We start from the raw sequence: 22197 nt of genomic DNA, 5'->3' as shown, positions 1-22197 counted from the left end.
CTAGGTAAGAATATTAGCCGCCGAGGCCCTCGAAAAGTGCCGTCGAAAGATAACGTTCGGCAAAGGAGGGAATGATGACGACGATGTTCTTGCCGGCGTTTTCCTCGCGGAGGCCGATCTTGATCGCGGCAAACAGGGCGGCGCCGGAGGAAATTCCGACCGGCACCCCTTCGAGACGGGCCACGTGCCGCGCCGTTTCGATCGCCTCTGCACTGGTGACCGTAACGACCTCGTCATAGATCTTGGTGTCGAGGATCGCCGGTGCAAAGCCTGCGCCAATGCCCTGAATCTTGTGCGGCCCGGGTGCCCCGCCGGAAAGAACTGGAGATTCAGCCGGCTCGACGGCGATGACCTTGAGACCTGGCTTTCTCGCCTTCAATACCTGTCCGGCGCCGGTGATCGTTCCGCCGGTGCCGATGCCCGAAACAAGAATATCGACGCTGCCGTCGGTATCGTTCCAGATTTCCTCGGCAGTCGTCTTGCGGTGGATTTCAGGATTGGCGAGATTTTCGAACTGCTGCGGTATGACCGCGTCCGGCAAGCTTGCAGCCAGCTCTTCGGCCTTGGCGATCGCGCCCTTCATGCCTTTCGGCCCCTCGGTCAATACAAGTTCGGCGCCGAGCAGCGCCAGCATCTTGCGGCGCTCTATCGACATGGTCTCCGGCATGGTGAGGATAAGCTTGTAGCCCTTGGACGCCGCGGCAAAAGCAAGCGCGATGCCGGTATTGCCCGAGGTAGGCTCGATCAGCGTGGTCTTGCCGGGGGTGATCTTGCCCTGCGCTTCCAGGCTCTCGATCATGGCGACGCCGATACGGTCCTTGACGGAGGCAATCGGATTGAAGAATTCGAGCTTTGCCAGAAGGTTGGCCTTGACGCCCTTCTCCTTGGCCAGCTTGTCGAGGCGGACGATCGGCGTGTCGCCGATCGTTTCAGTGATCGAGCCGTAGACGCGGCCGCGGCCAGGCTTTCGAGTGTCGGACATTACGCTCTCCCTTTTTTAATCTGCGGCAGAATAGGGTCAAACCCAACGGTAAGCCAGTATGCGTTGCTCCAACCGGCGGGAGTCGATTGGGAAAAAAATCTTCGTTGATGCCCTGGAGCGGAAGGTTATTTCATGCGGCGCGTGTCGCTATGAAGGCTGCGGTGCCTGCCAGAATGCTCGCGGCGACGCGGTTCAGCACCTGCAGCGCGCGCGGCCTCTTCAAAAGCGTCCGTGCCCGCGACGCCAGCATCATATAGGGCACCAGCACGACAAGAAGCACGGCGAAGGTAGCGGCCAGCAGCACGGCATATTCCTTGGGACCAACAGCATTGATATCGATCAGCGTCGGCACCAGCGCAATATAGAACAGCATGGTCTTGGGGTTGCCGAGCGTCACCAGAAGGCCCGAAAGAAACGACATCCCTATGCCTGAAGATTTCCGCGCCGTGATCTCCTGCGGCAGCAGGCCGGCAGTCCAGAGTTTCCACGCGATATAACCGAGATAGATCGCACCGGCGATCTTGATAACGACGAACACCTCAGTGAAGGCTTGTGCCACGAAAGCAAGGCCGAGGATGACGGCGGTCAGATAGGTCATGTCTCCGAGAACCAGCCCCAACCCCATGAAAAAGGTCTCGCGGAAACCGGAACCGAGCGCGCGCGCGACGATCGCCGTGATCCCTGGGCCAGGGATAGCGGCTGCAATGAACAGCGCGCCACAATAGGCAAGCAGGCTGGCAAGCGTCATCATCGTTTCCTCCGCCGTTTTTTTCTGTTCTAGCCGGCTGCCGTGCAACCTGCAATATGGCGTCGGGCCAGCTCACCTGGCGCAAGCAGGGCCGCCGGACGTCGCCGGCAGCGCCTCACGTCACACCCCCGTCGATCCGAATCCGCCGGCGCCGCGCATTGTTTCGGTCCCTGCGGTGATCTCGGACACTTGCGCCTGCACGACCGGCGCGATCACCATCTGGGCGATCCGCATGCCTCGGGTGATCTCGAAGGGTTCCTCGCCGAGGTTGATCAACAGCACCTTCACCTCGCCGCGATAGTCGCTGTCGATCGTTCCGGGCGTGTTGAGGCAGGTGATGCCGTGCTTGAAGGCAAGACCCGAGCGTGGGCGGATCTGGCCTTCGAACCCCTCGGGAATCTCGAAGATCAGCCCGGTCGGCACCAGCGCGCGCTTGCCGGGCTGGATCGTCAGCGGTTTATCCTCTTCGACGGCGGCGCGCAGATCCATTCCGGCCGCCCCCTTTGTCTCGTAGGCAGGCAGGTCCAGTCCGGCGCCATGCGGCAGGCGGATGAGGCTGAGGGTCGGTCGGGTGTCGATGATGAGGGTCATGCGGCATTACTTTGCGCCTGAGCGTCTGAGGTCAATTGCAATATCCCGCTTGAATCGCTAGATACGCGGCAATTCACAGGATAATCTCATGGCCGAAAGTCTCGCCGAGGCGGTCTCCCGCCGCCGCACATTTGCTATTATCTCGCATCCGGACGCGGGTAAGACGACGCTGACCGAAAAGCTACTGCTGTTCGGCGGCGCCATCCAGCTCGCCGGCGAGGTCAAGGCCAAGAAGGATCGTATCCAGACCCGCTCGGACTGGATGAAGATCGAGCGCGAGCGCGGCATCTCGGTCGTCACCTCTGTGATGACCTTCGAATACAACGACGTCGTTTTCAATCTGCTGGACACGCCGGGCCACGAAGATTTCGCCGACGATACCTACCGGACGCTGACCGCCGTGGACGCCGCAGTCATGGTCATCGACGCCGCCAAGGGCATCGAGCCACGGACCTTGAAGCTGTTCGAAGTCTGCCGTCTGCGTGATATCCCGATCATCACCTTCGTCAACAAGATGGACCGCGAAAGCCGCGACACCTTTGAAATCCTCGATGAGGTCGAGCAGAAGCTGGCGCTTGATACGGCGCCGATCACCTGGCCGATTGGTCGCGCCAGGAGCTTCTGCGGCACCTATCATCTGGCCAAGAACGAGGTGCGCGGCTCCGATACCGAAGCGCAGACGACGCCGGTCAACGGTCCCCAGGCGATCGCCGATCGGCTGCCGGAAAACGAACGCCAGCATTTTGTCGAAGAGCTCGAGCTTGCCCGCGACGCCTGCCGTCCTTTCGATCGCGAAGCTTTCCTGGAAGGCCACCTGACGCCGGTGTTCTTCGGCTCGGCGCTGCGCAATTACGGCGTCCGTGACCTTATCAATGCCCTCGGCGAATTCGCGCCGCCGCCGCGCGCGCAGGTCGCAGATACGCGCACCGTGCAGGCGACGGACGAAAAAATGACCGCCTTCGTCTTCAAGATCCAGGCGAATATGGATCCGAACCATCGCGACCGCATCGCCTTCGTTCGCGTGTGCTCGGGCAAGCTCGAGCGCGGCATGAAGGCTCGTCTGTCGCGGACGGGCAAGCCGATGGGCCTGTCGGCGCCGCAATTTTTCTTCGCCTCGCAGCGCCACATTGCCGATACCGCCTTTGCCGGCGACGTCGTCGGCATTCCGAACCACGGCACCCTGCGCATCGGCGATACGCTGACGGAAGGCGAAGACCTCGTCTTCCAGGGCGTGCCGAATTTTGCTCCTGAAATCCTGCGCCGCGTCCGCCTCGAAGACGCGATGAAGGCAAAGAAGCTGAAGGAAGCGCTGCAGCAGATGGCCGAGGAAGGCGTCGTCCAGCTGTTTTCGCCGGAAGATGGTTCTCCCGCCATCGTCGGGGTCGTCGGTGCGCTCCAGCTTGACGTGCTGAAGGAGCGGCTTCAGGGCGAATACGGCCTGCCGGTGTCTTTTGAAATGTCGCGTTTCTCGGTCTGCCGCTGGGTGTCTGCGGATCAGCCGGGCGACCTCGACAAATTCGTCACTGCACGCCGCGGCGATATTGCCCGAGATCTCGATGGCGATCCCGTCTTCCTGGCACAGGACGGCTTTTCGTTGCGCTACGAGGCCGAGCGCTACCCGGCAATCAAGATGGTCGCCATCAAGGAATATCACGCCATCAAGGCGGCGTGACCGGCCCGTAACTCGTTATCCGTCGGGCTCGATGGTCTGGCGATGCTGCCGCGCCGGATTGCCGACTACGGTCGTGCCCGCCGCAACATTGCGTGTCACTACTGCGCCGGCTCCGACAATGGCGCCCTCGCCAATCGTCACTCCACCAAGGATGATGGCGCCACCGCCGATCCACACATCGTTGCCGATTTCCACAGGCCGGGCGATTTCCATTCCGCTCCTGCGCAGCGCCACATCCTGATGATGCTCCGAACAGTAGATTTGTACGCCTGGGCCGAGCATGGCGCCATCGCCGATCCGCACCGGCGCGCTGTCGAGAATGGTACAGCCCGCGTTGAGATAGGCCCGCCGGCCGAGATGGATATTCATGCCATAGGAGCAGTGGAACCGCGCTTCGATGAACGCGTCCTGAGCGACCTCGGCAAACAGGGCCGCAAGGTCGGGTGCAATATTTCCGCGCTGAAGGGGCGGCAAGCTGTTGTGCTGGTGGATTGCCGCTCGCGCCTTCTGGCGCAAGGCATCGAGCTCGGCGTCGAGGCAGCAATACCATTCCCCGGCCGCCATTTTCTTTCGTTCGCTGTCTACCAAGATCGAAGTTCCGCAAGCCGCCTCTGCAATGGCCCGATCATGCACCGGCAGAGCACTCGTCCGCAAGGTGCCAGCACGGGTCGGCACGCAGCAGATATGGTGAGGATCAGGCCGCAAGATCGGCGAGGAAATCGTCGCACCAGCGCGAGACGTCGTGCTCCAGAAGATGCGTCATCATCCCCTGCCACCTTTGGCGGCGTTCTTCGGCCGGCATCGAAAGTGCACGGGCGATCGCGTTCGCCGTCGCGTCGACATCGTAGGGGTTGACGAGGAGGGCGCCGTCAAGCTTACGGGCAGCTCCGGCGAAGCGTGAGAGCACGAGCACGCCGGGATCCTCGGAATCCTGGGCCGCGACATATTCCTTGGCGACGAGGTTCATGCCGTCGCGCAACGGGGTCACGAGCCCAACCTTGCCCAACCTGTACAGACCGGCGAGTACATTGCGCCCGATCGAGCGATTGATGTAGCGGATAGGTACCCAGTCAACGGTGCCGATCGCGCCGTTTACCCGGCCTGCCTGTTCGGCCACCATGCGCTGCATGGACTCATATTCCGGAACCTCGGAACGGGATTTCGGTGTGATCTGCAGGTAGGTGACGCGCCCCTGCTGCCCCGGATTGGCCAGGATGAAGCGTTCAAAGGCATCGATGCGCTGAGTCAGACCCTTGGAATAGTCCAGCCGATCGACACCGATGATGAGGTCCCGGCCTTCGACGCTCTGTCGTGCCTTGCGAACCATGATGTTGCTCGACGCCCGTTTCGCAAATTCGGCGAATGCCGCAGTCTCGATACCGATCGAATAGGCACCGCCTCCGAAAGTTCGTCCGTGTGAACTGAATTTGCCGTCGCCGACCTCGTCGCCGATCCCTTCTCGCCTCAGGCAGCCTGCAAAATTCTCCAGGTCGTGGTCGGTCTGGAAGCCGACGAGATCATAGTGCGACAGCCCGCGCATGATTTCCTCATGCACAGGCATGGTGAAGAGAACATCGGCGGGCGGCCAGGGAATGTGCAGGAAAAAGCCGATCTTGTTTTTGAAGCCCATCTGTCGCAACTCGGCGGCCAGGGGGATCATGTGGTAGTCATGAACCCAGATGACGTCGTCCGGCTGGATGAGCGGGGCGAGGCGGTGGGCGAAGAAGCGGTTGACGCGAAAGTAGCCTGCCATCTCCTTGCGGCCATACTCGGCCAGATCCAGCCTGTAGTGACAGATCGGCCAGAGAACCCGGTTGGCAAAGCCGTGGTAATATTCCTCGACATCCGTGTCTGTCAGGTCTGTCAGCGCATAGCCGATCTTGCCCTGCTGGGTCACCGTCAGTGGCTCCGGCTCGCTTTCGCCGCTTGATTTGCCCGACCACCCCATCCAGATTCCGCCGCGCTCTTCCAAAGCGGCCTTCAGCGCCACGGCAAGCCCGCCGGCGGGGACGATCCCGCCCTTTTCCGGCACTGGCACACGGTTGGAAACGATGACGAGACGGCTCATTGAAAATTCCTTTCATAGGCAATGCGACAAGTTCTTAAAATTCACGAGACTAAGGTTGAGATGGTCCGGCGAAGAATTGCAGGCGAAGAGATAAGGCCGCGGGCATGCGTCTGCTGCCCCGGTGAACCGACGCGCAGCGAGTGTCCGCCGACCCGGTTTACGGCGTGGAACATCGCCTCGTCGGTGACATCGTCGCCAATCGCGAGCGGGCGGCGGCCTTTGAACGGTGCCTCGGCAAGAAAGGCTTCGACAGCTTGGCCCTTGTCTGCCCTGGCGGGCCGTATCTCGACGACCATCTTGCCGTGCTGAAGCGCCCAGTCTGGACCTGCCTTGGCAAAATAACGTTGCATCATCGCCTCCACCTCGGCCCGGTATTCCGGTGCGAGGCGGTAATGCGCAGCGACCGCGGCCCCCTTGTCCTCGACCAGAACCCCAGCCCAGCGCTCGGCCTCGACGGCGATAGCGCGCTTCATCTCTGCAAAGTCTGCAGAGATCGGCACTCGCGTGAGATGACCCGCTGCATCTCGCCGCTCGGCGCCGTGGAGGCCGGCGACAGGAAAACGAAAGGGCGAGAACAGCGGATCGACGAATGACAGAGACCTTCCCGTCACCAGCGCCAGGGCACCGCCGAGTTTCTGCGACAAGGCGCCAAGATCGAAGGGAAGCGAGGCCGGGACGACGATCGATTCCGGTGTTTCCGCAAGATCGAGAAGTGTGCCGTCGATATCTAGAAATAGCGCCCAATCATGAGGATCGAGCGACAGCGCGCTCAGCGCCAATTCTTCCGAAGGCGCCGGGCGTGCGGCACCTTTCTCGCGTTGTAGATCGTAAGACATAGTGCTCTATCTATGTCGGGTCGTCGTGGAAACAAGGGAAAATCGACCGGGGTGGGCGAAGGCCATGACAGAGGCTGCGCTGCCTCGATCCTCAGGTCGCCTTTATCTCGATCGTCCGTGCGCCGACGTAGCGCGCCCGACCGGCGCCCCAGCCGGCAAGTGCCACCCCGAGGCCGATGAGGCCGAAGAGAATTGCGCTCGGCGCGAAGCTGCCCGTCCAGCTACGAATGAGGCCAACGATAAGGGGGCCGAGCGCTGCAAGCAGATAACCGACGCATTGCGCCATGCCGGAAAGATGCGCGGCGACGTGAGCGTCGCGGGAGCGCAGCACGATCGCAATCATAGCGACGGCGATCAACCCGCCCTGGCCGATGCCTTGCAGCACTGCCCAGACCCAGACCGTCGACAACGGCGCGAACAACAGGCCGAAAAGTGCCGCAACCGCCATGGCACCGAGAGAAACGTTGATGACGCGCTGGTCCTTGCCACGCATGGCGAGATGCGGCGCAACAAGGCACGCGGCGGCCTGCGTCATCACCGAAACCGAGACGATCGCCCCCGCCGTCACGCCGTCAAGTCCGCGCTCCCGAAGGATAGGCACGAGCCAGCCGAACACGCAGTAGGCAAGCGCCGATTGCAGGCCCATGAACAGGGTGACCTTCCAGGCGGTCGGGTCCTTCCAGAGCCCCTCAACGCGAAATCCGGCTCGGGCACTCTGCATCTTTCCGGCGAATGCCTGCGGCAGCCAGATGAGCGCAACCAGCAGTGCGGGGGCGGCCCAAACGGCGAGAGCCGCCGGAAGCGAGCTTCCGAGCAGGCGTTCGGCGGGTAGTGTGAGGCCGGCCGCACTTGCGGCACCGGCGCAAAGCGCCATTGTGTAGAAGCCGGTCATAAGCGCCGCCCTGTCGGCGAAATCCCGTTTCACGAGGCCCGGAAGAAGCACGTTGCCAACCGCGATACAGCCGCCTGCCAGCGCCGTTCCGACAAAGAGCAGCGGAATGGATTCCAGACCGCGCATCGCCGTCCCAAGCGCCAGCAGCAAAAGTACGCCAAGCAGCGTCCGCTCCGACCCGAAGCGCTGGGCAAGGCGCGGGGCAAGCGGCGAAAACAAGCCAAGGCATACGACCGGCAGAGTTGTCAGCAGGCTGGCACCCGTCGCCGACAGGCCAAGCTCCGTCCGCACTTCCGGTAGCAGGGCGGAGGCACTCGAAAACAGCGGCCGCAAATTGAATGCGATGAGAACGAGGCTGGCGCCGAGGATAAAGCGACCAACCATTCCACGGATTGCCGGCAGCTGAGGAGCCGGCATGCTGTCCGCTTCCGCGTCGACTAGTTGTTGATCGACGAAATCGACGGGCAAGGGATCGTTCGATATGGATAGCGTCATGACAGCAGCAAGCGGTCCAGTGCCGCGATAACGGGGGCCATGAAGCGGCGCACCGCAGCGTCGGCTTTTTCAGGAACGCCGGACGCAATGGCGTCGACGATGTCGATATGTGCCTGCATGTCAGGCTCGGGCACATCGTCGCTAAGCGTCGCCTCGATCGTCTCCTGAATCGATGCGGCAAAGAAGTCATAGATTTCCATCATGGCCCTGTTGCCGGAGGCAGCAATGACGGCAGTGTGAAAGGCAAGATCGCGGCTGACGAACACGTCACGGGGATGGTCGCCGTGGTTTCCGCGCTCGACCAACAGGGCGCGGAGCTTGGCGACAATCTCAGGCGTCTGTCGCAGAGCGGCGAGCCGTGCAGCCTCGACGTCGAGCGCGCAACGGGCCTCGAAACGGTCTCGAAGGCTCGCCCGCCTCGCCATGCTCAAGTTGCGCACGGGGTCGATTGTCGAGCGAAGATAGGTGCCCGAACCCTGTCGCGTCTCCAAATATCCCTGGGCGACCAGAACGCGAACTGCCTCGCGGACCGTTCCTCTGCTGACGGAAAGCATGGAGGACAACGCGGCTTCGTTGGGCAGCCGCTCGCCGAGCGCCCATCGCTTGGCGACGATCTCGGTAAGGATGCTTTCAACGGCCGTATCGGCAAGGTTGGTTCTGGCAAGAGGTTGCATGAGCTCAATTCATAAAGTCATCCGATGACTTTATGAATAACCTTGACTGCCGGAGCAGTCAAGGTTGATCGAAATCGCAAGGAGGCTAAATTCAGGCGCCCTGGAATTGACGCGCGCGGGGCCCGGCGAGGATCACTTTCCACATCCGCTGGTTTTCGAAGCTCTGTCGCGCCAGGAATGTATAGCCGGTGCTCTCCCAGGATCGGACGCCATTGCTGAGATTATCGAGCACATAGTCGCCGCCCTTCAGGCGGGCAAGCAGAACCGCATGGTTACGCCCGTTGCGATCGAGCACGACAGTCATCGCCAGATGGTCGGATCGGAACCCTGCGTCGATCAGGTCCTTCTTTTTCTGTAGCGCATAATCTTCGCAATCGCCTCGTCCGTTGGTCGGCAGCGACCAAAAATCTTGCTTTCCATAGACGGCGACATCGTCTGCTGACGTCACGGTTGCGTTCACGTGGCCATTTACACGCTTCAGCAGGGGGAGCGCCTCCGCATCCGACATCTCCCGGCCGGAGTTATTCGAGCATAGCCAGGAATAGCGATGGCATGCCGATACGAAGCCGACCGGCGCGCCGATCGAGCGCGTCGCCTCGAGCAGTGATGCCGCCGCGCTCGATTCTTTCGAACTAATCACAGCAATAAATGCCCACGCAAAAACACCGGCAATACGCATGAACGCCTCCCGAAGTGGTCGGAAACAGATTCCGAAGCGGACTTAGGTAGTCATTTTAGGCGCTGATGGTTTCAAAAGGATTAACACGATTAATCCTGGAAGTAATAACCCATGGACTTTTATTAGTACTCAAGGCAACGCGGTCATCAATCAAGATTATTGTAATTAACGTAGAGTTAAGTTCATATTAACAACATCTTAATTCCTGTAATTTCACATGGGAGAGTCGCGAAATGACACGGTATGGAGTATTGGTTGCAGCGAGTTTCACTATTCTACTTGCTGGGACAAGTCTGACAAGAGCTCAGTCGGCAGTAGATTGTGTGAAGGCGCCGGTCGGTTCGATCGAAGCAGCGTTGTGCCAACCAACCGCGAGTATCGCTGATCCGAATAGCACAAGTAACGAGGCAGGATCGCGCGGCAATCGCAACGCAGGCGCTAGCGGCACCTCGCGTGGCAATGGCAGCGCATCCGCCGGCACCAACTCCAGCGGCGGCACGAGTGGCAGCGGTTCCAACTCCGGCAGCGGCACGTCCGGTAGCGGCTCAGGTAGCGGCGGCACCGGCGGTTCGAACGGCGGTAGCGGCACTGGCGATGGCGGCAACGGTGGCACTGGCAATGGTGGCACCGGCGGCAATGGTGGCACCGGCGATGGCGGCAATGGCGGCGACGGTGGCGACGGTGGCGACGGCGGCAATGGCGGCGACGGTGGCAATGGCGGCCACCACCATGGTCACGGCCACGGTCACGATGGCAAAGGCGATCACCACGGTCACGGTCGCGGGCATGACGGCAAGGGCGGAGACCATCATGGTCGCGGTGGAGATCACCATGGCCGCGGCGATCACCATGGCCACGACGGCAATTCCGGCAACGGCGACCATCACGGCCGTGGCGGCGATCATCATGGTGACGGCGATCATCATGGGCGTGGAGGTCACGATGGCGGCGATCATGGTGGTCGCGGTGATGGCAAAGGCGACCATCACGGCCGCGGCGGCAACGGCGATCATGACGGCAACGGCGGTCACGGCGGCCGGGACGGTGGTCACAATGGCGACGGAGACCACAATGGTCGTGGCGATCACGATGGTCGCGGCGGCGGTCGTGGCCATGACGGCAAGGGCGGCGATAGCGGCAACGGCGACCATCACGGCCGCGGCGGCAACGGCGATCATGACGGCAACGGCGGTCACGGTGGCCGGGATGGTGGTCATAATGGCGACGGAGACCACAATGGTCGTGGCGATCACGATAGTCGTGGTGGCGGTCATGGTCACGACGGCAAGGGCGGCCATGACGGCGGCGACAATGGCAAGGGCTCCGATCACGGCAATGGCGGATCGAAGGGCGGCGACGGCGGCAAGGGTGGTCGCGACGGTGGTGGTCGCAATGGCGGCGGCGACAGTGGCAACAATGGCGGCGACAATGGCAAGGGTGGCCACGACGGCGGCGACAATGGCAAGGGCTCCGATCACGGCAATGACGGATCGAAGGGCGGCGACGGCGGCAAGGGCGGCCATGACGGCGGTGGTCGCAATGGCGGCGGCGACAGCGGCAACAATGGCGGCGACAATGGCAAGGGTGGCCATGACGGCGGCGACAATGGCAAGGGCTCCGATCACGGCAATGACGGCTCAAAGGGCGGCGACGGCGGCAAAGGCGACGGCCAAGGTCACGACAACGGTGGCGACAAGGGCGGTGATAATGCCAAGGGCGGCCATGACGGCGGCGACAATGGCAAGGGTGCCGACCACGGCAATGAAGGTCCCAAGGGCGGCGACGACGGCCAGGGTCACGACAACGGCGGCGACAAGGGCGGCGATAATGCCAAGGGCGGCCATGACGACGGCAAAGGCAAGGGTGATGCAGGAGACGGAAAAGGTGATGCCGATAAGGGCAAGGCCGACTACAAGGGCTCCGGCGACGGCGACAACAAGGGCCAGTCGGGTCATGATAGTGACGGCAATTCCGGCGACAGCGGCCACGGCAGCGACGGGGGCAGCAAGGGCAGAGGTCGCTAGAACCTGATCCCGACCTTAGGAAATTTCGCTACAGCCTTGTATGTGTGTGCTAGCGAAGAACGGCCCTGCCTCGCGCGGGGCCGTTTGCTTTTGAGTGCTTCGGCAAGCGACGCCGTCAGTGAGCGGCCTTGATGAACGTGCCGTTTTGCAATTCCTTCATCGCCTGCATGATTTCCTCGCGGCTGTTCATGACGATAGGCCCGTGCCAGGCGACTGGCTCCTCGATCGGCTTGCCGGAGACCAGCAGGAAGCGGATGCCCTTGTCCCCCGCCTGCACGGTGATCTCGTCGCCGCTGTCGAAGACGACGAGTGTGCGATTGCCCGACATGTCGCGGATGTTCAGTTCCTCGCCGTTTACTTCCTTCTCGATCTTGACACCGAGCGGCGTCGACGCATCGCGGAAGGTGCCGGAGCCGGCAAAGATATAGGCAAAGGCATTGCGATAGGTATCGACCGGCAACCGCTTCTTGACCCCGGGCGGTACAGAAACATCGAGATAGATCGGTTCAGCGGCAACGCCGTCCACCGGGCCGGCCTTGCCCCAGAAATTGCCGCAGATGATGCGAACCGCGGTGCCGTCGTCATCGACGACGACAGGGATATCGATGGACTTCACATCCTGGTAGCGCGGCGCGGTCATCTTCAACGACGAGGGCAGGTTTGCCCAAAGCTGGAAGCCGTGCATCCGCCCGGCGAAATCGCCCTTCGGCATCTCCTGATGCATGATGCCGCTGCCCGCGGTCATCCACTGGATGTCGCCGGCGCCAAGCAGGCCCTTGTTGCCGAGGCTGTCGCCATGCTCGACGGTACCGGCCAGCACGTAGGTGATGGTCTCGATGCCGCGATGCGGATGCCAGGGAAAGCCTTTGAGATATTCGTTCGGGTCGTCGTTGCGGAAATCGTCCATCATCAGGAAGGGGTCGGTCAGTGACGGATCGCCGAAACCGAAGACGCGATGCAGCTTGACGCCGGCGCCTTCCATGGTCGGCTTGGCTGTGCTCTGATGCTTTACGGGGCGGATCGACATTGCGGGTCCTCTCGGCGGGTTCACTTGATCGCCAATATAATCATCCCGCTCCCGACACGAAGCCGCGCGTCGGATACGCACTGTTCACAAAAGAAAATGCTGCATTGCGAAATTGTGATCTGACGAACGGTCAAGAATCTGTAATGATTTGTCTCATCAGGCGGAAAATTAAGTTTTTATTACCCATTCCGTTCAACAATCTTCCTTGATTTCGACATTCTCCCGCCGGAGTTAAAGCGGGAACCGGAGTGAGAGAAAAATGTGTCGTTGGGCAGCTTATCGCGGAGATCCCCTCTATCTGGAGGAGCTCGTATCTTCGCCGGCCCATTCCCTGATCGAGCAATCTCATTGCGCCACTCGGGCAAAAACCGCGACCAACGGTGATGGTTTCGGCATCGCCTGGTACGGCGATCGGCCGGAGCCCGGCAGATACCGCGACGTCCTGCCCGCGTGGTCCGACTGCAATCTCAAGAGCCTGGCGCGGCAGATCCGTTCGCCGCTGTTCCTCGCCCACGTCCGCGCTGCGACCGGCGGCGGCACGCGACGCGATAATTGCCATCCCTTCGTCCAGGGCAACTGGTCCTTCATGCATAATGGCCAGGTCGCCGATTTCGAGCGTCTTCGCCGCCCAATGGAAGCCATGCTCGACGACGAACTGTTCAACGCTCGTACCGGCACGACGGATTCCGAATTGCTCTTCTTGCTCGCCCTGCAGTTCGGCCTTTGCCAGATGCCGATGGCGGCGATGGCTGAGACGATCAGCTTTGTCGAAGGCCTGGCCGAACATGTAACTGGGTCGGCGCTGTTGCGCTTCACAGCCGCCTTCTCGGACGGCAAGGCGCTCTATGCCATCCGCTATGCCACTGACAGCAAGGCTCCGACGCTGTACGCAGCGCCAATGGGCAACGGCCAGGGCTATTGCCTTGTCTCCGAGCCGTTGAACGACGACGTCGACAGCTGGGCCGAGATCCCTAACGGCAGCGCAGTCACCGTAACGGCAGCAGGGGTCGATGTTGCTGTTTTCCAGCCGGAAAAGCGGGCGATTGCGAAGTCCGCGGTAATCGCTATCCCTGCCTGAAACGATCCGCAATCAGCGCGGCCAGCCGTTTTGCCACTTCGTCCTTGGCAAGGTCGGGCCACTGCTCGGCGCCATTCCGGCTGATTAGCTTCACGCTGTTGCGCGTGCCGCCCATGATGCCGGTCGAAGGCGACACGTCGTTGGCGACGATCATATCCGCGCCCTTGCGATCGAGCTTGGCGCGCGCATTGCCTTCGACATCCTGCGTCTCCGCGGCAAAGCCGATCACCAGTTTCGGCCGCATCGTGTGATGTCCGATGGTCTTGAGGATGTCGGTGTTCTCGGTGAGAGCAAGGGTCGGAATGGACTCGCCCGGATGCTTCTTCAGCTTCTGGTCCGACGCGGAGGCTACGCGCCAGTCGGCGACCGCAGCCACCATGACCGCGATGTCGGCCGGAAGGGCTGCAAGCACGGCATCGCGCATCTCGTCTGCCCGTTCGACATGGATGACGTTCACGCCGATGGGATCCGGGATCGATACCGGACCGGACACCAGCGTCACATCGGCGCCGAGCGCTGCCAGCGCCGCAGCAATCGCATGGCCCTGCCGCCCCGAGGAGCGGTTGGCAATATAGCGGACGGGATCGATCGGTTCGTGTGTCGGCCCCGACGTGACGATCGCCTTTCGCCCGGTGAGCGGTCTCGGCGCGTCGCTAAGGAGCACTTCGGCAGCAGCAACGATCTCCAGCGGTTCGGCCATCCGGCCCTTGCCTGCTTCCCCGCCTTCCGCCATCTCGCCGGACATCGGCCCGATGAATCGGATGCCATCGCTTTTCAATCTCTCGAAATTGCGCTTTGTGGCCGGGTGCACCCACATTCTCGGGTTCATCGCGGGTGCCGCAAGCACGGGGCGGTCGGTGGCGAGCAGCACGGTCGAGGCCAGGTCGTCGGCAAGCCCGTTTGCCATTTTTGCCAGAAGATCGGCGGTCGCTGGAGCGATCAGTATCAGGTCGCAATCCCGCACCAGCCTGATATGGCCGATATCCTGTTCGTCCTGCCGCGAAAAGAGATCGGTGAACACATGATCGGCAGCAAGGGCGCCGACGGCAAGCGGCGTGATGAATTCCTGCGCGCCCGATGTCATTACCGGCCGCACGGATGCGCCACGCTCGCGCAAGCGGCGGATGAGGTCGAGGCTCTTATAGGCCGCGATGCCGCCGGAAATGATGAGAAGAATACGTTTCCCCGAGAGAACCATGGCTTGAACCCGTCGCCTGCTGGACCGGGCCCGAGCCTAAGCCTTTGGCGCACAACATGCAATCAGGCCTCGCTCATCCGACCACTTCGACACAGAAGTCGATGAATGCGCGAACCTTGGCAGGCAGATGGCGTCGCGAAGGATAAAAGGCATAAAGCGGGAAGGTTTCGTCCGGCCAGTCCGGGAAAAGGTCGATCAGCTCTCCGTTCCGCAGCTGCTCCTTGATACCGAGTTCGAACACCTGGGCGATGCCGACGCCTGCAAACAAGGTCGCCAACGTCGTACCCGCATCGTTGACCAGAAGCCGGCTACGCGTTTCGATCAGGATAGTCTCGCCCGCCCTGCGAAATTCCCATTCGAAGGGCCTGCCGGTGAGCGAGTCCTGAAACTGGATGCAGGTATGCTCCGTCAAATCCTGTGGCACCTTGGGCCGGCCATATCTCTCGACGTATGAGGGCGCCGCGACCGTTACCACTCGGGTCGCCAGTAGTTGTCGTGCAATCAACGAGGTCTGTGGTGGCTCGCCGAAGCGAATGGCCACATCCATGCCGTCGGCGACGAGTTCGCCGATCTCGTTGCGCGTCAGCACTTCGAGCTGCAGGTCTGCATGGCGATCCAGGAATTCGCCGAGCCGTGGCCCGAGTAGCAGTCTCGAGAAATATGGATCGGCGTTGACGCGCAGCCGTCCGCGCACCAGCTCGGCCGCGCCCGCCGCGGCGACAGCCGCCTCCTCTATGCCGCCGAGGAGCGGTGCCACCTGCGTATAGAAACGCCGGCCCTCATCGGTGAGGCCCACCGACCTCGTGGTCCGCTCTAGCAGGCGAACGCCGACGCGCGCCTCGAGCCGCGATATCGCCCGACTGACACCGGAGGGCGTAAGCCCCAGCGCATCCGCGGCACGCACGAAGCTGCCGCTCTCGATGACTGCCGCCAGCACGCCCACCCCGTTCAACAATCGCCCATCGAACATCGCATGATCCATGATTTCGAGTCACCAATCATGTGACGGAAGCGCACTTTAGTCAAAGGTCTTTCGCAATCATGATGTCCTCGAAATGAAAACAAGCGCGGCGACATGTCGCTTGCCGCGCAAATCTACGAAGGAGATCCGCCATGTTTGCCATCACAGGAATTACCGGCCAGGTCGGCGGCAGCGTCGCCAACAACCTCCTCACCGAGGGTTTGTCCGTCCGCGCCGTCGTCCGCAACCGCGAGAAAGGTGCCGTCTGGAAAGAGCGCGGCTGCGAACTGGCCCTGGCCGAAATGACGGATGCGAGAGCGCTCACTGCCGCTTTCACCGGTGCGGAGACCGTTTTCGTCCTGATACCGCCGACATTCGATCCGACGCCGGGCTTCCCCGAAACCCGCGCAGTCATCGCGGCGCTAAAGACTGCGCTAGAAGCAGCGAGGCCTAAAAAGGTCGTCTGCCTCTCGACCATTGGCGCGCAGGCGACGGAGCCGAACCTTCTGAGTCAGCTCGGGCTAGTCGAGCGTGAATTGGCCGAACTGTCGATGCCCATCGCTTTCCTGCGCGCCGCCTGGTTCATCGAAAATGCTGCGTGGGATGTCGGACCCGCCAGGGAAAACGGGACCATTTCAAGCTTCCTCCAGCCGCTCGACAAGCGCTTTCCGATGGTCGCCGTCGAAGACATCGGCGCGCTCGGCGCAAAGATGCTTCAGGAAGATTGGACCGGCCAGCGCGTCGTTGAACTCGAAGGGCCGGCGCGGGTCAGCCCACTCGAACTGGCCGCAGCCTTCGCGCAAATCCTTGGCAAGCCCATAAGCGCAGAGCCGGTCGCCCGCGAAACGTGGGAAGCTCTCTTCCTGTCGCAGGGTATGAAAAACCCAGCGCCACGCATGCGCATGCTGGACGGCTTCAACGAAGGCTGGATCGAATTCGAAGGCGGCGAAGCGGCATCGGTGAAAGGTAAGACGGGACTGGAAACGGCACTTCTTCGTCTCGTCCGGCGCGCATAGAACTGGCTACGCAGCTCGGCCTTTAGGCCGGGCTGCGCTATCAAGAACTCGACAAAGAATAGTGGGTGCGCCTTTGCCTTTGCTTTGCCCTAGGTCCTGGTGATCGAAGCGCCGCCGTCGACCAGCGATGCCGTGCCGGTGACGAAGCTCGAATCGTCGGAGGCAAAATAGAGCACCGAGCGGGCGATTTCTTCCGGGCTTGCCACGCGCTTCAGCGCATGCAGGTTGGTGATGAACGCCTGCTTGTCGGCGGTGTCGTTCATTTCGCGGTACATGCTGGTCTCGACAGCGCCTGGGAGGATCGCGTTGACGCGGACGTTCTGAGAGCCGAACTCGGCGGCCAGAGCCTGTGTTAGGCCGATAAGCCCTGATTTGCTGGCGGCATAGGCGGCAACGCCTGGAAATGCGAAACTGTAACCGACAAAGGTCGAGGTGAAGATTACCGACCCGCCGCCATGCTTGATCATTTCGCCGATCTGATGTTTGGCGCCGAGAAAGGACGCGGTCAGGTTGATCGAGATTGCCTCGTTCCAACCGTCTTCGGAAACACCGGTGCTGGGGCCTGCTTCGCCGAGTGTGCCTGCATTGTTGAAGGCGACGTCGAGCTTACCGAAGCGTTCGACGGCAAGCGCTACGAGCGCCTTGTTGTAGTCTTCAGAGCGCACGTCGCCGGCAAGTGCTACGGCCTTGCCGCCGTCTGACTCGATCTCGGCGACGAGGCTGTCGAGTTCGGCCTGTCGGCGAGCCCCGACAATGACTTTGGCACCCTCAGCGGCAAACAATTTTGCAGTTGCGCGACCGATGCCTGCGCTCGCGCCGGTGATGACAGCCACTTTTCCGGATAAACGTCCCATTTTATTCTCCTTCAGATGACGGGCGCGGCCGATCCGCTGCCCATTGAATGACTAGAGAATGGTACGCCCTTGTCGTTCGGGTTAGTGTGCAAATAGTGGAACTGAAATTCGGAATCACCGAACGATGATGAAGATCGAGGGAATAGCGGCATTTGTCGCCGTCGCCGAGGCGGGTTCGATCAGCGAAGCAGCGCGCCGGCTGCGCCTTTCGAAGTCCGTCGTCAGCGAGCGCCTTGCCGAGATGGAACGAACGCTGGGCGCGACGCTTCTCCATCGCACGACACGCAAACTCACTCTGACGGAAGACGGCATTGCCTTCCTGGAGCGGGCGACGCGCATCGTTCGCGAGATTGAAGACGCCGCCAGCGACATGGCCGAGCGCCGCGGAACGCTCGCCGGTCCTTTGCGGATCGCGGCGCCCGTCACCTTCGGGCGAATGCATCTCGGCCCCGCGCTCTATCCCTTCCTTGCCGAGCATCCTGACATCGAGCTCTCGCTCGATCTCGACGACCGTCGCGTCGACCCTGCGTCGGATGGCTACGATGCCATTGTCCGGCATGGGGCGATCGCGGATAGCCGTCTCGTTGCCTGGAAGCTGGCCAAAAGCCGCCGCGTCCTCACCGCATCGCCGGACTATCTGGCGCGCAACGGCACGCCGCGCTCGTTGGCCGAACTCGATGGCCATCGCGGTATCTTCTATACCAATCGCGGTGTGGCCGACTGGCGCTTCCAGGGGCCGGACGGACCGGTGCTGATCCGCGCCCGCCTTGGCCTTCGGGTCAACAATGGCGATATGATCCGCGACGCAGCGCTCGCCGGCCTTGGCATCGCACTGCTACCGGCCTTTATTGCCGGCCCGGCCATCAGCGCTGGCCTACTCACCGCAATCGATGTCGGATTTCATCCGGATGACGAATTCATCTACATGGCGCATCCCGAAGGACGGCATCCTTCAGCCAAGCTGCGTGCGATCGCTGATCATTTGAAAAAGGCCTTTGGCGATCCGCCTTATTGGGAGCCATGAGCGCAAAGGCTTCTTGCTGTCGTGCAGGACGCCGGCTTCACGTTTGCCTAGATCGCAGCGGCAACGGTGCTATCGAGCAGTTTGCTTCTTTCCGTCAGGAAGCGATCGATGTTCGATTTTCCCTTCACGGTCCAGAAAGCCGCGTCGGCCTCATATCCGTATCCCATAATATTTGATGGGATATCGAACGTTTCAAAATTCGGAACGTCACGTTTTGCAAAGGTGCAAACGAAATAAGGCAGGATCTGATCGATATGGTATTTCGGTCTGTATTTGAATGTTGCCGCAAGGCTTCGAGCGAGCGCATCGCAAAGACCGATGGATTGCGGTGAGTCATTGTAGAAAACCGCGGAAGCCAGCACCTTGAACCAGGGGCGTTTCATATCCCGCCTGAAAATAAAGCCACCGCTGCTTGCCGACGTCTGCGCACCGAACAGTGCCCACGGCGAACGGTTCATCACGGCATCGACATCGATGATGAGCAGGCGTTTCGCGCCGGCCTTTAAAATCAGCGGCGCGAGAAGAAAGCGCGCCGCAGTGTAGTAGACCTGGCGATGCGGAAGATTGCGCGCCAGCGCGCACGGATCGGCCGTAAAAGTCAGCTTCACTGATTTGAGGCTGCTCCGCAGGCTCTCTGCCTCGCGAATAACGTCATCGGAGGGATCGAGAAGATGGATGTGAACGGCCTGGGGTGCGCCCAGAAGCTCGATCGACTGGATCAGATCCAATGCGAACAGTCGAAAATAGGCGTCGTTGCAGGCTGCCAGCAATACGTCGGATCCGTTCGCGGGGACCGGTAGGTCACCGATGATGCTGCCGGAAAATACCGCCATTTCCTTGGCGCCGGTTTTCGCCGACTTCAGCACCCGACTGGCAATTCGTTTCAGAATGAGTTGAAAAATGACGCCGTGCCGCTTCTTCAGCGTTCCGACATTCTTATCGGGGGAGGGCATTTCGAACTTTCTCAATCACTAAATGGCAATTTCGCGCGGAAAAAGGGCTTCTTCTTTAACAGCTGCTAGAATGCAATTATTGTTGGCTGATAAATATACGAGATTATTGTGGCGGCAAATCGTTATTCGAGGGCATCTGAGAAGGCACCGTAAAATCCTGTGAATCTCAGTCTTTGAGCAGGCTCATCAGATTGTCGGTAACCGGCGCTCGCAGCGCTTTCAGGATCGCGAGACCCAGCCGCGCTACCAGCGGCGGCCCCTCTATCGGACGATAGGCGACCCCATCGAGCTTGATCTGCGCGATCGAGGCAGGGACGATGGAGACGCCGAGATTGGCGGCGACGAGATTGACGACGGACGGGATTTGCGGCGCCTCCTGCGCTACCACAAGTTCGAAACCGGCATTGCGGCAGGCGGCGGCGATATCGTCATAGAGACTGAGACCGACGACGCGCGGAAAGAGAATGAATGGCTCTGTCGCAAGCGCCGACAGCGGCACTTGCGCAAGCTTTGCCAGCGCATGCCCGGCGGGGAGAGCGAGCAGCATCGGCTCGTCGGCTAGCCGTTTCAGCCGTACATCCCTCGGGTCTTCGAGCCCCGGACGGATGAACGCCGCATCGATCTCGCCGCGTATCAAGCGCTCCATCAGCAAGTTGGTATTCATTTCCGTCAACGAAAGCCGCACCTCCGGCCACCTCCTTCGATATTCGCGGATCGTCGCGCTGACGACCGTGTTGAAGGCCGAGGATGCCGTGAAGCCCAGCGAGAGACGCCCGATCTCGCCGCGATTGGCGCGCTGCGCCGCGACCTTGGCCCTTCCCGCCGCCGAGACGGCAGCCTTTGCCTCGGGCAGGAAAGCCGTCCCTGCGGCCGTCAGTTCTGCGCCGTGAGGCACGCGATGGAAAAGCTGCGCGCCAACCTCGTTTTCTAGATCACGGATCTGTTGGCTCAGCGGCGGTTGGCCGATGCCGAGCGTCGCTGCTGCGCGGGTAAAATTTCCCTCGTCGGCAAGCGCCAGGAAATACCTGAGATGACGCAGTTCCATCGATATCTCCAAAAGCTATTGCAATCGCCTGTTTCATATATTGGACAAATGATGGCCACTTGACTAGATCGGAGGGCAGGAAAGGTTGTGTACCCCATGTCCAGTGCCGCCCAGCAAGCCGAAATTTCGACCTCCATTGACGGCCCCGATCTGAAGATCGTCGCGACGCAAGCCTCCGTGGTTGCCAGGCAGTTCCTGACGCGAGGCACACCCGCCTATAAGCGCGCCAGTTTCGCACTGTTTCTTTCCGGCTTCTCGACCTTCTCCCTACTCTATTGCGTCCAGCCGCTAATGCCGATTTTTGCCCATGATTTCAGCGTCAGCCCTGCGGCAAGTTCATTGTCCCTATCGCTGTCGACCGGGTTCCTTGCCTTTGCCATCTTCTGCGCAGCGGCAGTGTCCGAAGGCTTTGGCCGCCGAAGCCTGATGTTCGTTTCGCTGATGGGCGCGGCACTTTGCACCATCGCCTGTTCGCTGGTGCCGAATTGGCATCTGTTGCTGGTGATCCGCGCACTCGAAGGGTTCCTGCTCGGCGGCGTGCCGGCGGTGGCCATGACCTACTTGGCCGAGGAAATTGATCCCCGCGGGCTCGGCGCCTCCATGGGACTTTATATAGCCGGCAACGCCTTCGGTGGCATGGCCGGGCGCGTCGTCACCGGCGCTATCGCCGAATATCTTTCATGGCGCCCCGCGCTCGCCGCGGTCGGCGTTCTCGGCCTGCTGACTGCAATCGGTTTCATGTTGCTACTGCCGCCGTCGCGCAATTTCGTGCCCCGCAAGGACTTCAATGCCGGCTTCCATCTGAAGGCGTGGCTCGGTCACGTCAGAAACCCGGCTTTGCCGCTGCTCTTTACCATCGGTTTCCTGGCGATGGGCGCCTTCGTCACGGTCTATAACTATGCCGGGTTCCGGTTGGTCGCAGCACCCTTCAATCTCACGCAGACGGAGCTGGGACTGATCTTCACCGCCTATCTCTTCGGCATCGCCGCTTCCTGGGCCGCGGGCAGCCTGGGTGATCGCGTCGGTCATTTCGCGGTCATGCGTGCAGGCATCCTGATTGCAGCTGCAGGCGCCGCGGTAACGCTGTCCTCGTCGCTGCCGTTGATCATCCTCGGCATCGTCCTGGTGACGATCGGCTTCTTCGCCACCCATTCGGTCGCCAGCGCCCTCGTCGGAAGGCTCGCCCGCGATACCAAGGGCCATGCCTCCTCGCTCTACCTGCTGGCTTACTACCTCGGCTCCAGCATCGCCGGTTCGCTCGGCGGCTATTTTTGGCTTGCCGACGGCTGGTCCGCCGTGGTCACCTTCATCCTGGTGCTGCTGGCCGGCTGCCTTGTCGCCGCACTCGGTGTTGCCAGGCTCGCGAGCCGGTGAGGGAGA

At 61.4% G+C, this 22197-nt stretch carries 23 protein-coding genes; 5 read left to right on the top strand and 18 right to left on the bottom strand.

Annotated features, from left to right (window positions below):
• Positions 1–13: 13 nt before the first annotated feature.
• The 3 genes from cysK to dut all read right to left on the bottom strand — a co-directional run bounded on the left by cysK (position 14) and on the right by dut (position 2321).
• Positions 14–982, bottom strand: coding sequence for a cysteine synthase A (cysK, locus tag CPY51_RS19285; protein ID WP_111161838.1), 969 nt, complete (start codon positions 980–982; stop codon positions 14–16).
• A gap of 130 nt (positions 983–1112) precedes the next feature.
• Positions 1113–1730: a LysE family translocator gene (locus CPY51_RS19280; RefSeq protein ID WP_111161951.1), complete on the bottom strand. Its 618-nt coding sequence runs from the start codon at positions 1728–1730 to the stop codon at positions 1113–1115.
• A 120-nt stretch (positions 1731–1850) separates the two neighbouring features.
• Complete coding sequence (dut, locus tag CPY51_RS19275) at positions 1851–2321, bottom strand: dUTP diphosphatase (RefSeq protein WP_111161837.1); 471 nt, start codon at positions 2319–2321, stop codon at positions 1851–1853.
• Positions 2322–2409: 88 nt separating this feature from the next.
• On the opposite strand from dut, the gene CPY51_RS19270 reads away from it, so the two are divergent.
• Complete coding sequence (locus CPY51_RS19270; RefSeq protein WP_111161836.1) at positions 2410–3993, top strand: peptide chain release factor 3; 1584 nt, start codon at positions 2410–2412, stop codon at positions 3991–3993.
• Positions 3994–4008: 15 nt separating this feature from the next.
• Here CPY51_RS19270 and CPY51_RS19265 read toward each other — a convergent pair whose 3' ends face one another.
• The 10 genes from CPY51_RS19265 to CPY51_RS19220 all read right to left on the bottom strand — a co-directional run bounded on the left by CPY51_RS19265 (position 4009) and on the right by CPY51_RS19220 (position 12688).
• Positions 4009–4557, bottom strand: coding sequence for a sugar O-acetyltransferase (locus tag CPY51_RS19265; RefSeq protein WP_420820722.1), 549 nt, complete (start codon positions 4555–4557; stop codon positions 4009–4011).
• 130 nt (positions 4558–4687) lie between these two features.
• Positions 4688–6061, bottom strand: a complete 1374-nt coding sequence (gene otsA / locus CPY51_RS19260; RefSeq protein WP_111161834.1) for an alpha,alpha-trehalose-phosphate synthase (UDP-forming) — start codon at positions 6059–6061, stop codon at positions 4688–4690.
• A gap of 41 nt (positions 6062–6102) precedes the next feature.
• Positions 6103–6897 carry a trehalose-phosphatase gene (gene otsB, locus CPY51_RS19255; RefSeq protein ID WP_111161833.1) on the bottom strand — a complete coding sequence of 265 codons (795 nt, stop codon included), beginning with the start codon at positions 6895–6897 and terminating at the stop codon, positions 6103–6105.
• Between the two features lie 91 nt (positions 6898–6988).
• On the bottom strand, positions 6989–8284 hold the full coding sequence (locus CPY51_RS19250) for a CynX/NimT family MFS transporter (protein ID WP_111161832.1): 1296 nt from the start codon (positions 8282–8284) through the stop codon (positions 6989–6991).
• Positions 8281–8958, bottom strand: a complete 678-nt coding sequence (locus CPY51_RS19245; RefSeq protein WP_111161831.1) for a FadR/GntR family transcriptional regulator — start codon at positions 8956–8958, stop codon at positions 8281–8283. Before CPY51_RS19245 ends, CPY51_RS19250 begins: the two co-directional genes overlap by 4 nt.
• 91 nt (positions 8959–9049) lie before the next feature.
• Positions 9050–9631: a transglutaminase-like cysteine peptidase gene (locus tag CPY51_RS19240; protein ID WP_420820721.1), complete on the bottom strand. Its 582-nt coding sequence runs from the start codon at positions 9629–9631 to the stop codon at positions 9050–9052.
• A 310-nt stretch (positions 9632–9941) separates the two neighbouring features.
• Positions 9942–10199, bottom strand: a complete 258-nt coding sequence (locus CPY51_RS19235; protein WP_111161829.1) for a hypothetical protein — start codon at positions 10197–10199, stop codon at positions 9942–9944.
• Positions 10183–11262, bottom strand: coding sequence for a hypothetical protein (locus tag CPY51_RS19230; RefSeq protein WP_154677734.1), 1080 nt, complete (start codon positions 11260–11262; stop codon positions 10183–10185). Before CPY51_RS19230 ends, CPY51_RS19235 begins: the two co-directional genes overlap by 17 nt.
• A 12-nt stretch (positions 11263–11274) precedes the next feature.
• Entirely contained in the window at positions 11275–11592 is a 318-nt protein-coding gene (locus CPY51_RS19225; protein ID WP_111161827.1) for a hypothetical protein, read from the bottom strand.
• Between the two features lie 184 nt (positions 11593–11776).
• Entirely contained in the window at positions 11777–12688 is a 912-nt protein-coding gene (locus tag CPY51_RS19220) for a pirin family protein (RefSeq protein WP_111161826.1), read from the bottom strand.
• Positions 12689–12947: 259 nt separating this feature from the next.
• Here CPY51_RS19220 and CPY51_RS19215 point away from each other — a divergent pair, with 259 nt between their 5' ends.
• Positions 12948–13766, top strand: coding sequence for a class II glutamine amidotransferase (locus CPY51_RS19215; RefSeq protein WP_111161825.1), 819 nt, complete (start codon positions 12948–12950; stop codon positions 13764–13766).
• Here the strand turns inward: CPY51_RS19215 and coaBC are convergent.
• Together coaBC and CPY51_RS19205 are read right to left on the bottom strand one after the other, a co-directional pair.
• Entirely contained in the window at positions 13753–14964 is a 1212-nt protein-coding gene (gene coaBC, locus CPY51_RS19210) for a bifunctional phosphopantothenoylcysteine decarboxylase/phosphopantothenate--cysteine ligase CoaBC (RefSeq protein WP_111161824.1), read from the bottom strand. The two genes, CPY51_RS19215 and coaBC, sit on opposite strands and share 14 nt — an antisense overlap.
• 73 nt (positions 14965–15037) lie before the next feature.
• Positions 15038–15934: a LysR family transcriptional regulator gene (locus CPY51_RS19205; RefSeq protein ID WP_111161950.1), complete on the bottom strand. Its 897-nt coding sequence runs from the start codon at positions 15932–15934 to the stop codon at positions 15038–15040.
• A 143-nt stretch (positions 15935–16077) separates the two neighbouring features.
• Here CPY51_RS19205 and CPY51_RS19200 point away from each other — a divergent pair, with 143 nt between their 5' ends.
• Entirely contained in the window at positions 16078–16941 is an 864-nt protein-coding gene (locus CPY51_RS19200) for an NmrA family NAD(P)-binding protein (RefSeq protein WP_111161823.1), read from the top strand.
• A gap of 89 nt (positions 16942–17030) precedes the next feature.
• Here the strand turns inward: CPY51_RS19200 and CPY51_RS19195 are convergent, their stop codons facing one another.
• A complete protein-coding gene (locus CPY51_RS19195; RefSeq protein ID WP_111161822.1) occupies positions 17031–17795 on the bottom strand; it encodes an SDR family oxidoreductase in 765 nt (254 codons plus the stop codon).
• A 124-nt stretch (positions 17796–17919) separates the two neighbouring features.
• Here CPY51_RS19195 and CPY51_RS19190 point away from each other — a divergent pair, with 124 nt between their 5' ends.
• Positions 17920–18819, top strand: coding sequence for a LysR family transcriptional regulator (locus CPY51_RS19190; protein ID WP_111161821.1), 900 nt, complete (start codon positions 17920–17922; stop codon positions 18817–18819).
• A 47-nt stretch (positions 18820–18866) separates the two neighbouring features.
• Here the strand turns inward: CPY51_RS19190 and CPY51_RS19185 are convergent, their stop codons facing one another.
• Together CPY51_RS19185 and CPY51_RS19180 are read right to left on the bottom strand one after the other, a co-directional pair.
• On the bottom strand, positions 18867–19772 hold the full coding sequence (locus CPY51_RS19185) for a hypothetical protein (protein ID WP_244598721.1): 906 nt from the start codon (positions 19770–19772) through the stop codon (positions 18867–18869).
• 166 nt (positions 19773–19938) lie between these two features.
• Positions 19939–20817 carry a LysR family transcriptional regulator gene (locus CPY51_RS19180; protein WP_111161820.1) on the bottom strand — a complete coding sequence of 293 codons (879 nt, stop codon included), beginning with the start codon at positions 20815–20817 and terminating at the stop codon, positions 19939–19941.
• A gap of 96 nt (positions 20818–20913) precedes the next feature.
• On the opposite strand from CPY51_RS19180, the gene CPY51_RS19175 reads away from it, so the two are divergent.
• A complete protein-coding gene (locus tag CPY51_RS19175) occupies positions 20914–22191 on the top strand; it encodes an MFS transporter (protein WP_111161819.1) in 1278 nt (425 codons plus the stop codon).
• Positions 22192–22197: the final 6 nt, after the last annotated feature.

The organism is Arminella tubonensis (assembly GCF_003240585.1).
GTDB classification, from domain to species: domain Bacteria; phylum Pseudomonadota; class Alphaproteobacteria; order Rhizobiales; family Rhizobiaceae; genus Rhizobium; species Rhizobium tubonense.
Note: the sequence above shows the minus strand (reverse complement) of the source record. Positions and strands in the feature narration are given on the sequence as shown.

Excerpts from the sequence above, each read along its gene's own strand:
- CPY51_RS19180 (WP_111161820.1), bottom strand. The coding sequence starts at position 20,817 with ATGGAACTGCGTCATCTCAGGTATTTCCTGGCGCTTGCCGACGAGGGA.
- CPY51_RS19250 (WP_111161832.1), bottom strand. The coding sequence starts at position 8,284 with ATGACGCTATCCATATCGAACGATCCCTTGCCCGTCGATTTCGTCGAT.
- CPY51_RS19225 (WP_111161827.1), bottom strand. The coding sequence starts at position 11,592 with ATGACCCGACTGGCCCTTGTTGTCGCCGTCGCCGGAGCCCTTGTAGTC.
- otsB (WP_111161833.1), bottom strand. The coding sequence starts at position 6,897 with ATGTCTTACGATCTACAACGCGAGAAAGGTGCCGCACGCCCGGCGCCT.
- cysK (WP_111161838.1), bottom strand. The coding sequence starts at position 982 with ATGTCCGACACTCGAAAGCCTGGCCGCGGCCGCGTCTACGGCTCGATC.
- CPY51_RS19220 (WP_111161826.1), bottom strand. The coding sequence starts at position 12,688 with ATGTCGATCCGCCCCGTAAAGCATCAGAGCACAGCCAAGCCGACCATG.
- CPY51_RS19280 (WP_111161951.1), bottom strand. The coding sequence starts at position 1,730 with ATGACGCTTGCCAGCCTGCTTGCCTATTGTGGCGCGCTGTTCATTGCA.
- otsA (WP_111161834.1), bottom strand. The coding sequence starts at position 6,061 with ATGAGCCGTCTCGTCATCGTTTCCAACCGTGTGCCAGTGCCGGAAAAG.
- CPY51_RS19185 (WP_244598721.1), bottom strand. The coding sequence starts at position 19,772 with ATGCCCTCCCCCGATAAGAATGTCGGAACGCTGAAGAAGCGGCACGGC.
- CPY51_RS19245 (WP_111161831.1), bottom strand. The coding sequence starts at position 8,958 with ATGCAACCTCTTGCCAGAACCAACCTTGCCGATACGGCCGTTGAAAGC.
- coaBC (WP_111161824.1), bottom strand. The coding sequence starts at position 14,964 with ATGGTTCTCTCGGGGAAACGTATTCTTCTCATCATTTCCGGCGGCATC.
- dut (WP_111161837.1), bottom strand. The coding sequence starts at position 2,321 with ATGACCCTCATCATCGACACCCGACCGACCCTCAGCCTCATCCGCCTG.
- CPY51_RS19265 (WP_420820722.1), bottom strand. The coding sequence starts at position 4,557 with ATGGCGGCCGGGGAATGGTATTGCTGCCTCGACGCCGAGCTCGATGCC.
- CPY51_RS19195 (WP_111161822.1), bottom strand. The coding sequence starts at position 17,795 with ATGGGACGTTTATCCGGAAAAGTGGCTGTCATCACCGGCGCGAGCGCA.
- CPY51_RS19205 (WP_111161950.1), bottom strand. The coding sequence starts at position 15,934 with ATGTTCGATGGGCGATTGTTGAACGGGGTGGGCGTGCTGGCGGCAGTC.
- CPY51_RS19215 (WP_111161825.1), top strand. The coding sequence starts at position 12,948 with ATGTGTCGTTGGGCAGCTTATCGCGGAGATCCCCTCTATCTGGAGGAG.
- CPY51_RS19200 (WP_111161823.1), top strand. The coding sequence starts at position 16,078 with ATGTTTGCCATCACAGGAATTACCGGCCAGGTCGGCGGCAGCGTCGCC.
- CPY51_RS19175 (WP_111161819.1), top strand. The coding sequence starts at position 20,914 with ATGTCCAGTGCCGCCCAGCAAGCCGAAATTTCGACCTCCATTGACGGC.
- CPY51_RS19190 (WP_111161821.1), top strand. The coding sequence starts at position 17,920 with ATGATGAAGATCGAGGGAATAGCGGCATTTGTCGCCGTCGCCGAGGCG.
- CPY51_RS19270 (WP_111161836.1), top strand. The coding sequence starts at position 2,410 with ATGGCCGAAAGTCTCGCCGAGGCGGTCTCCCGCCGCCGCACATTTGCT.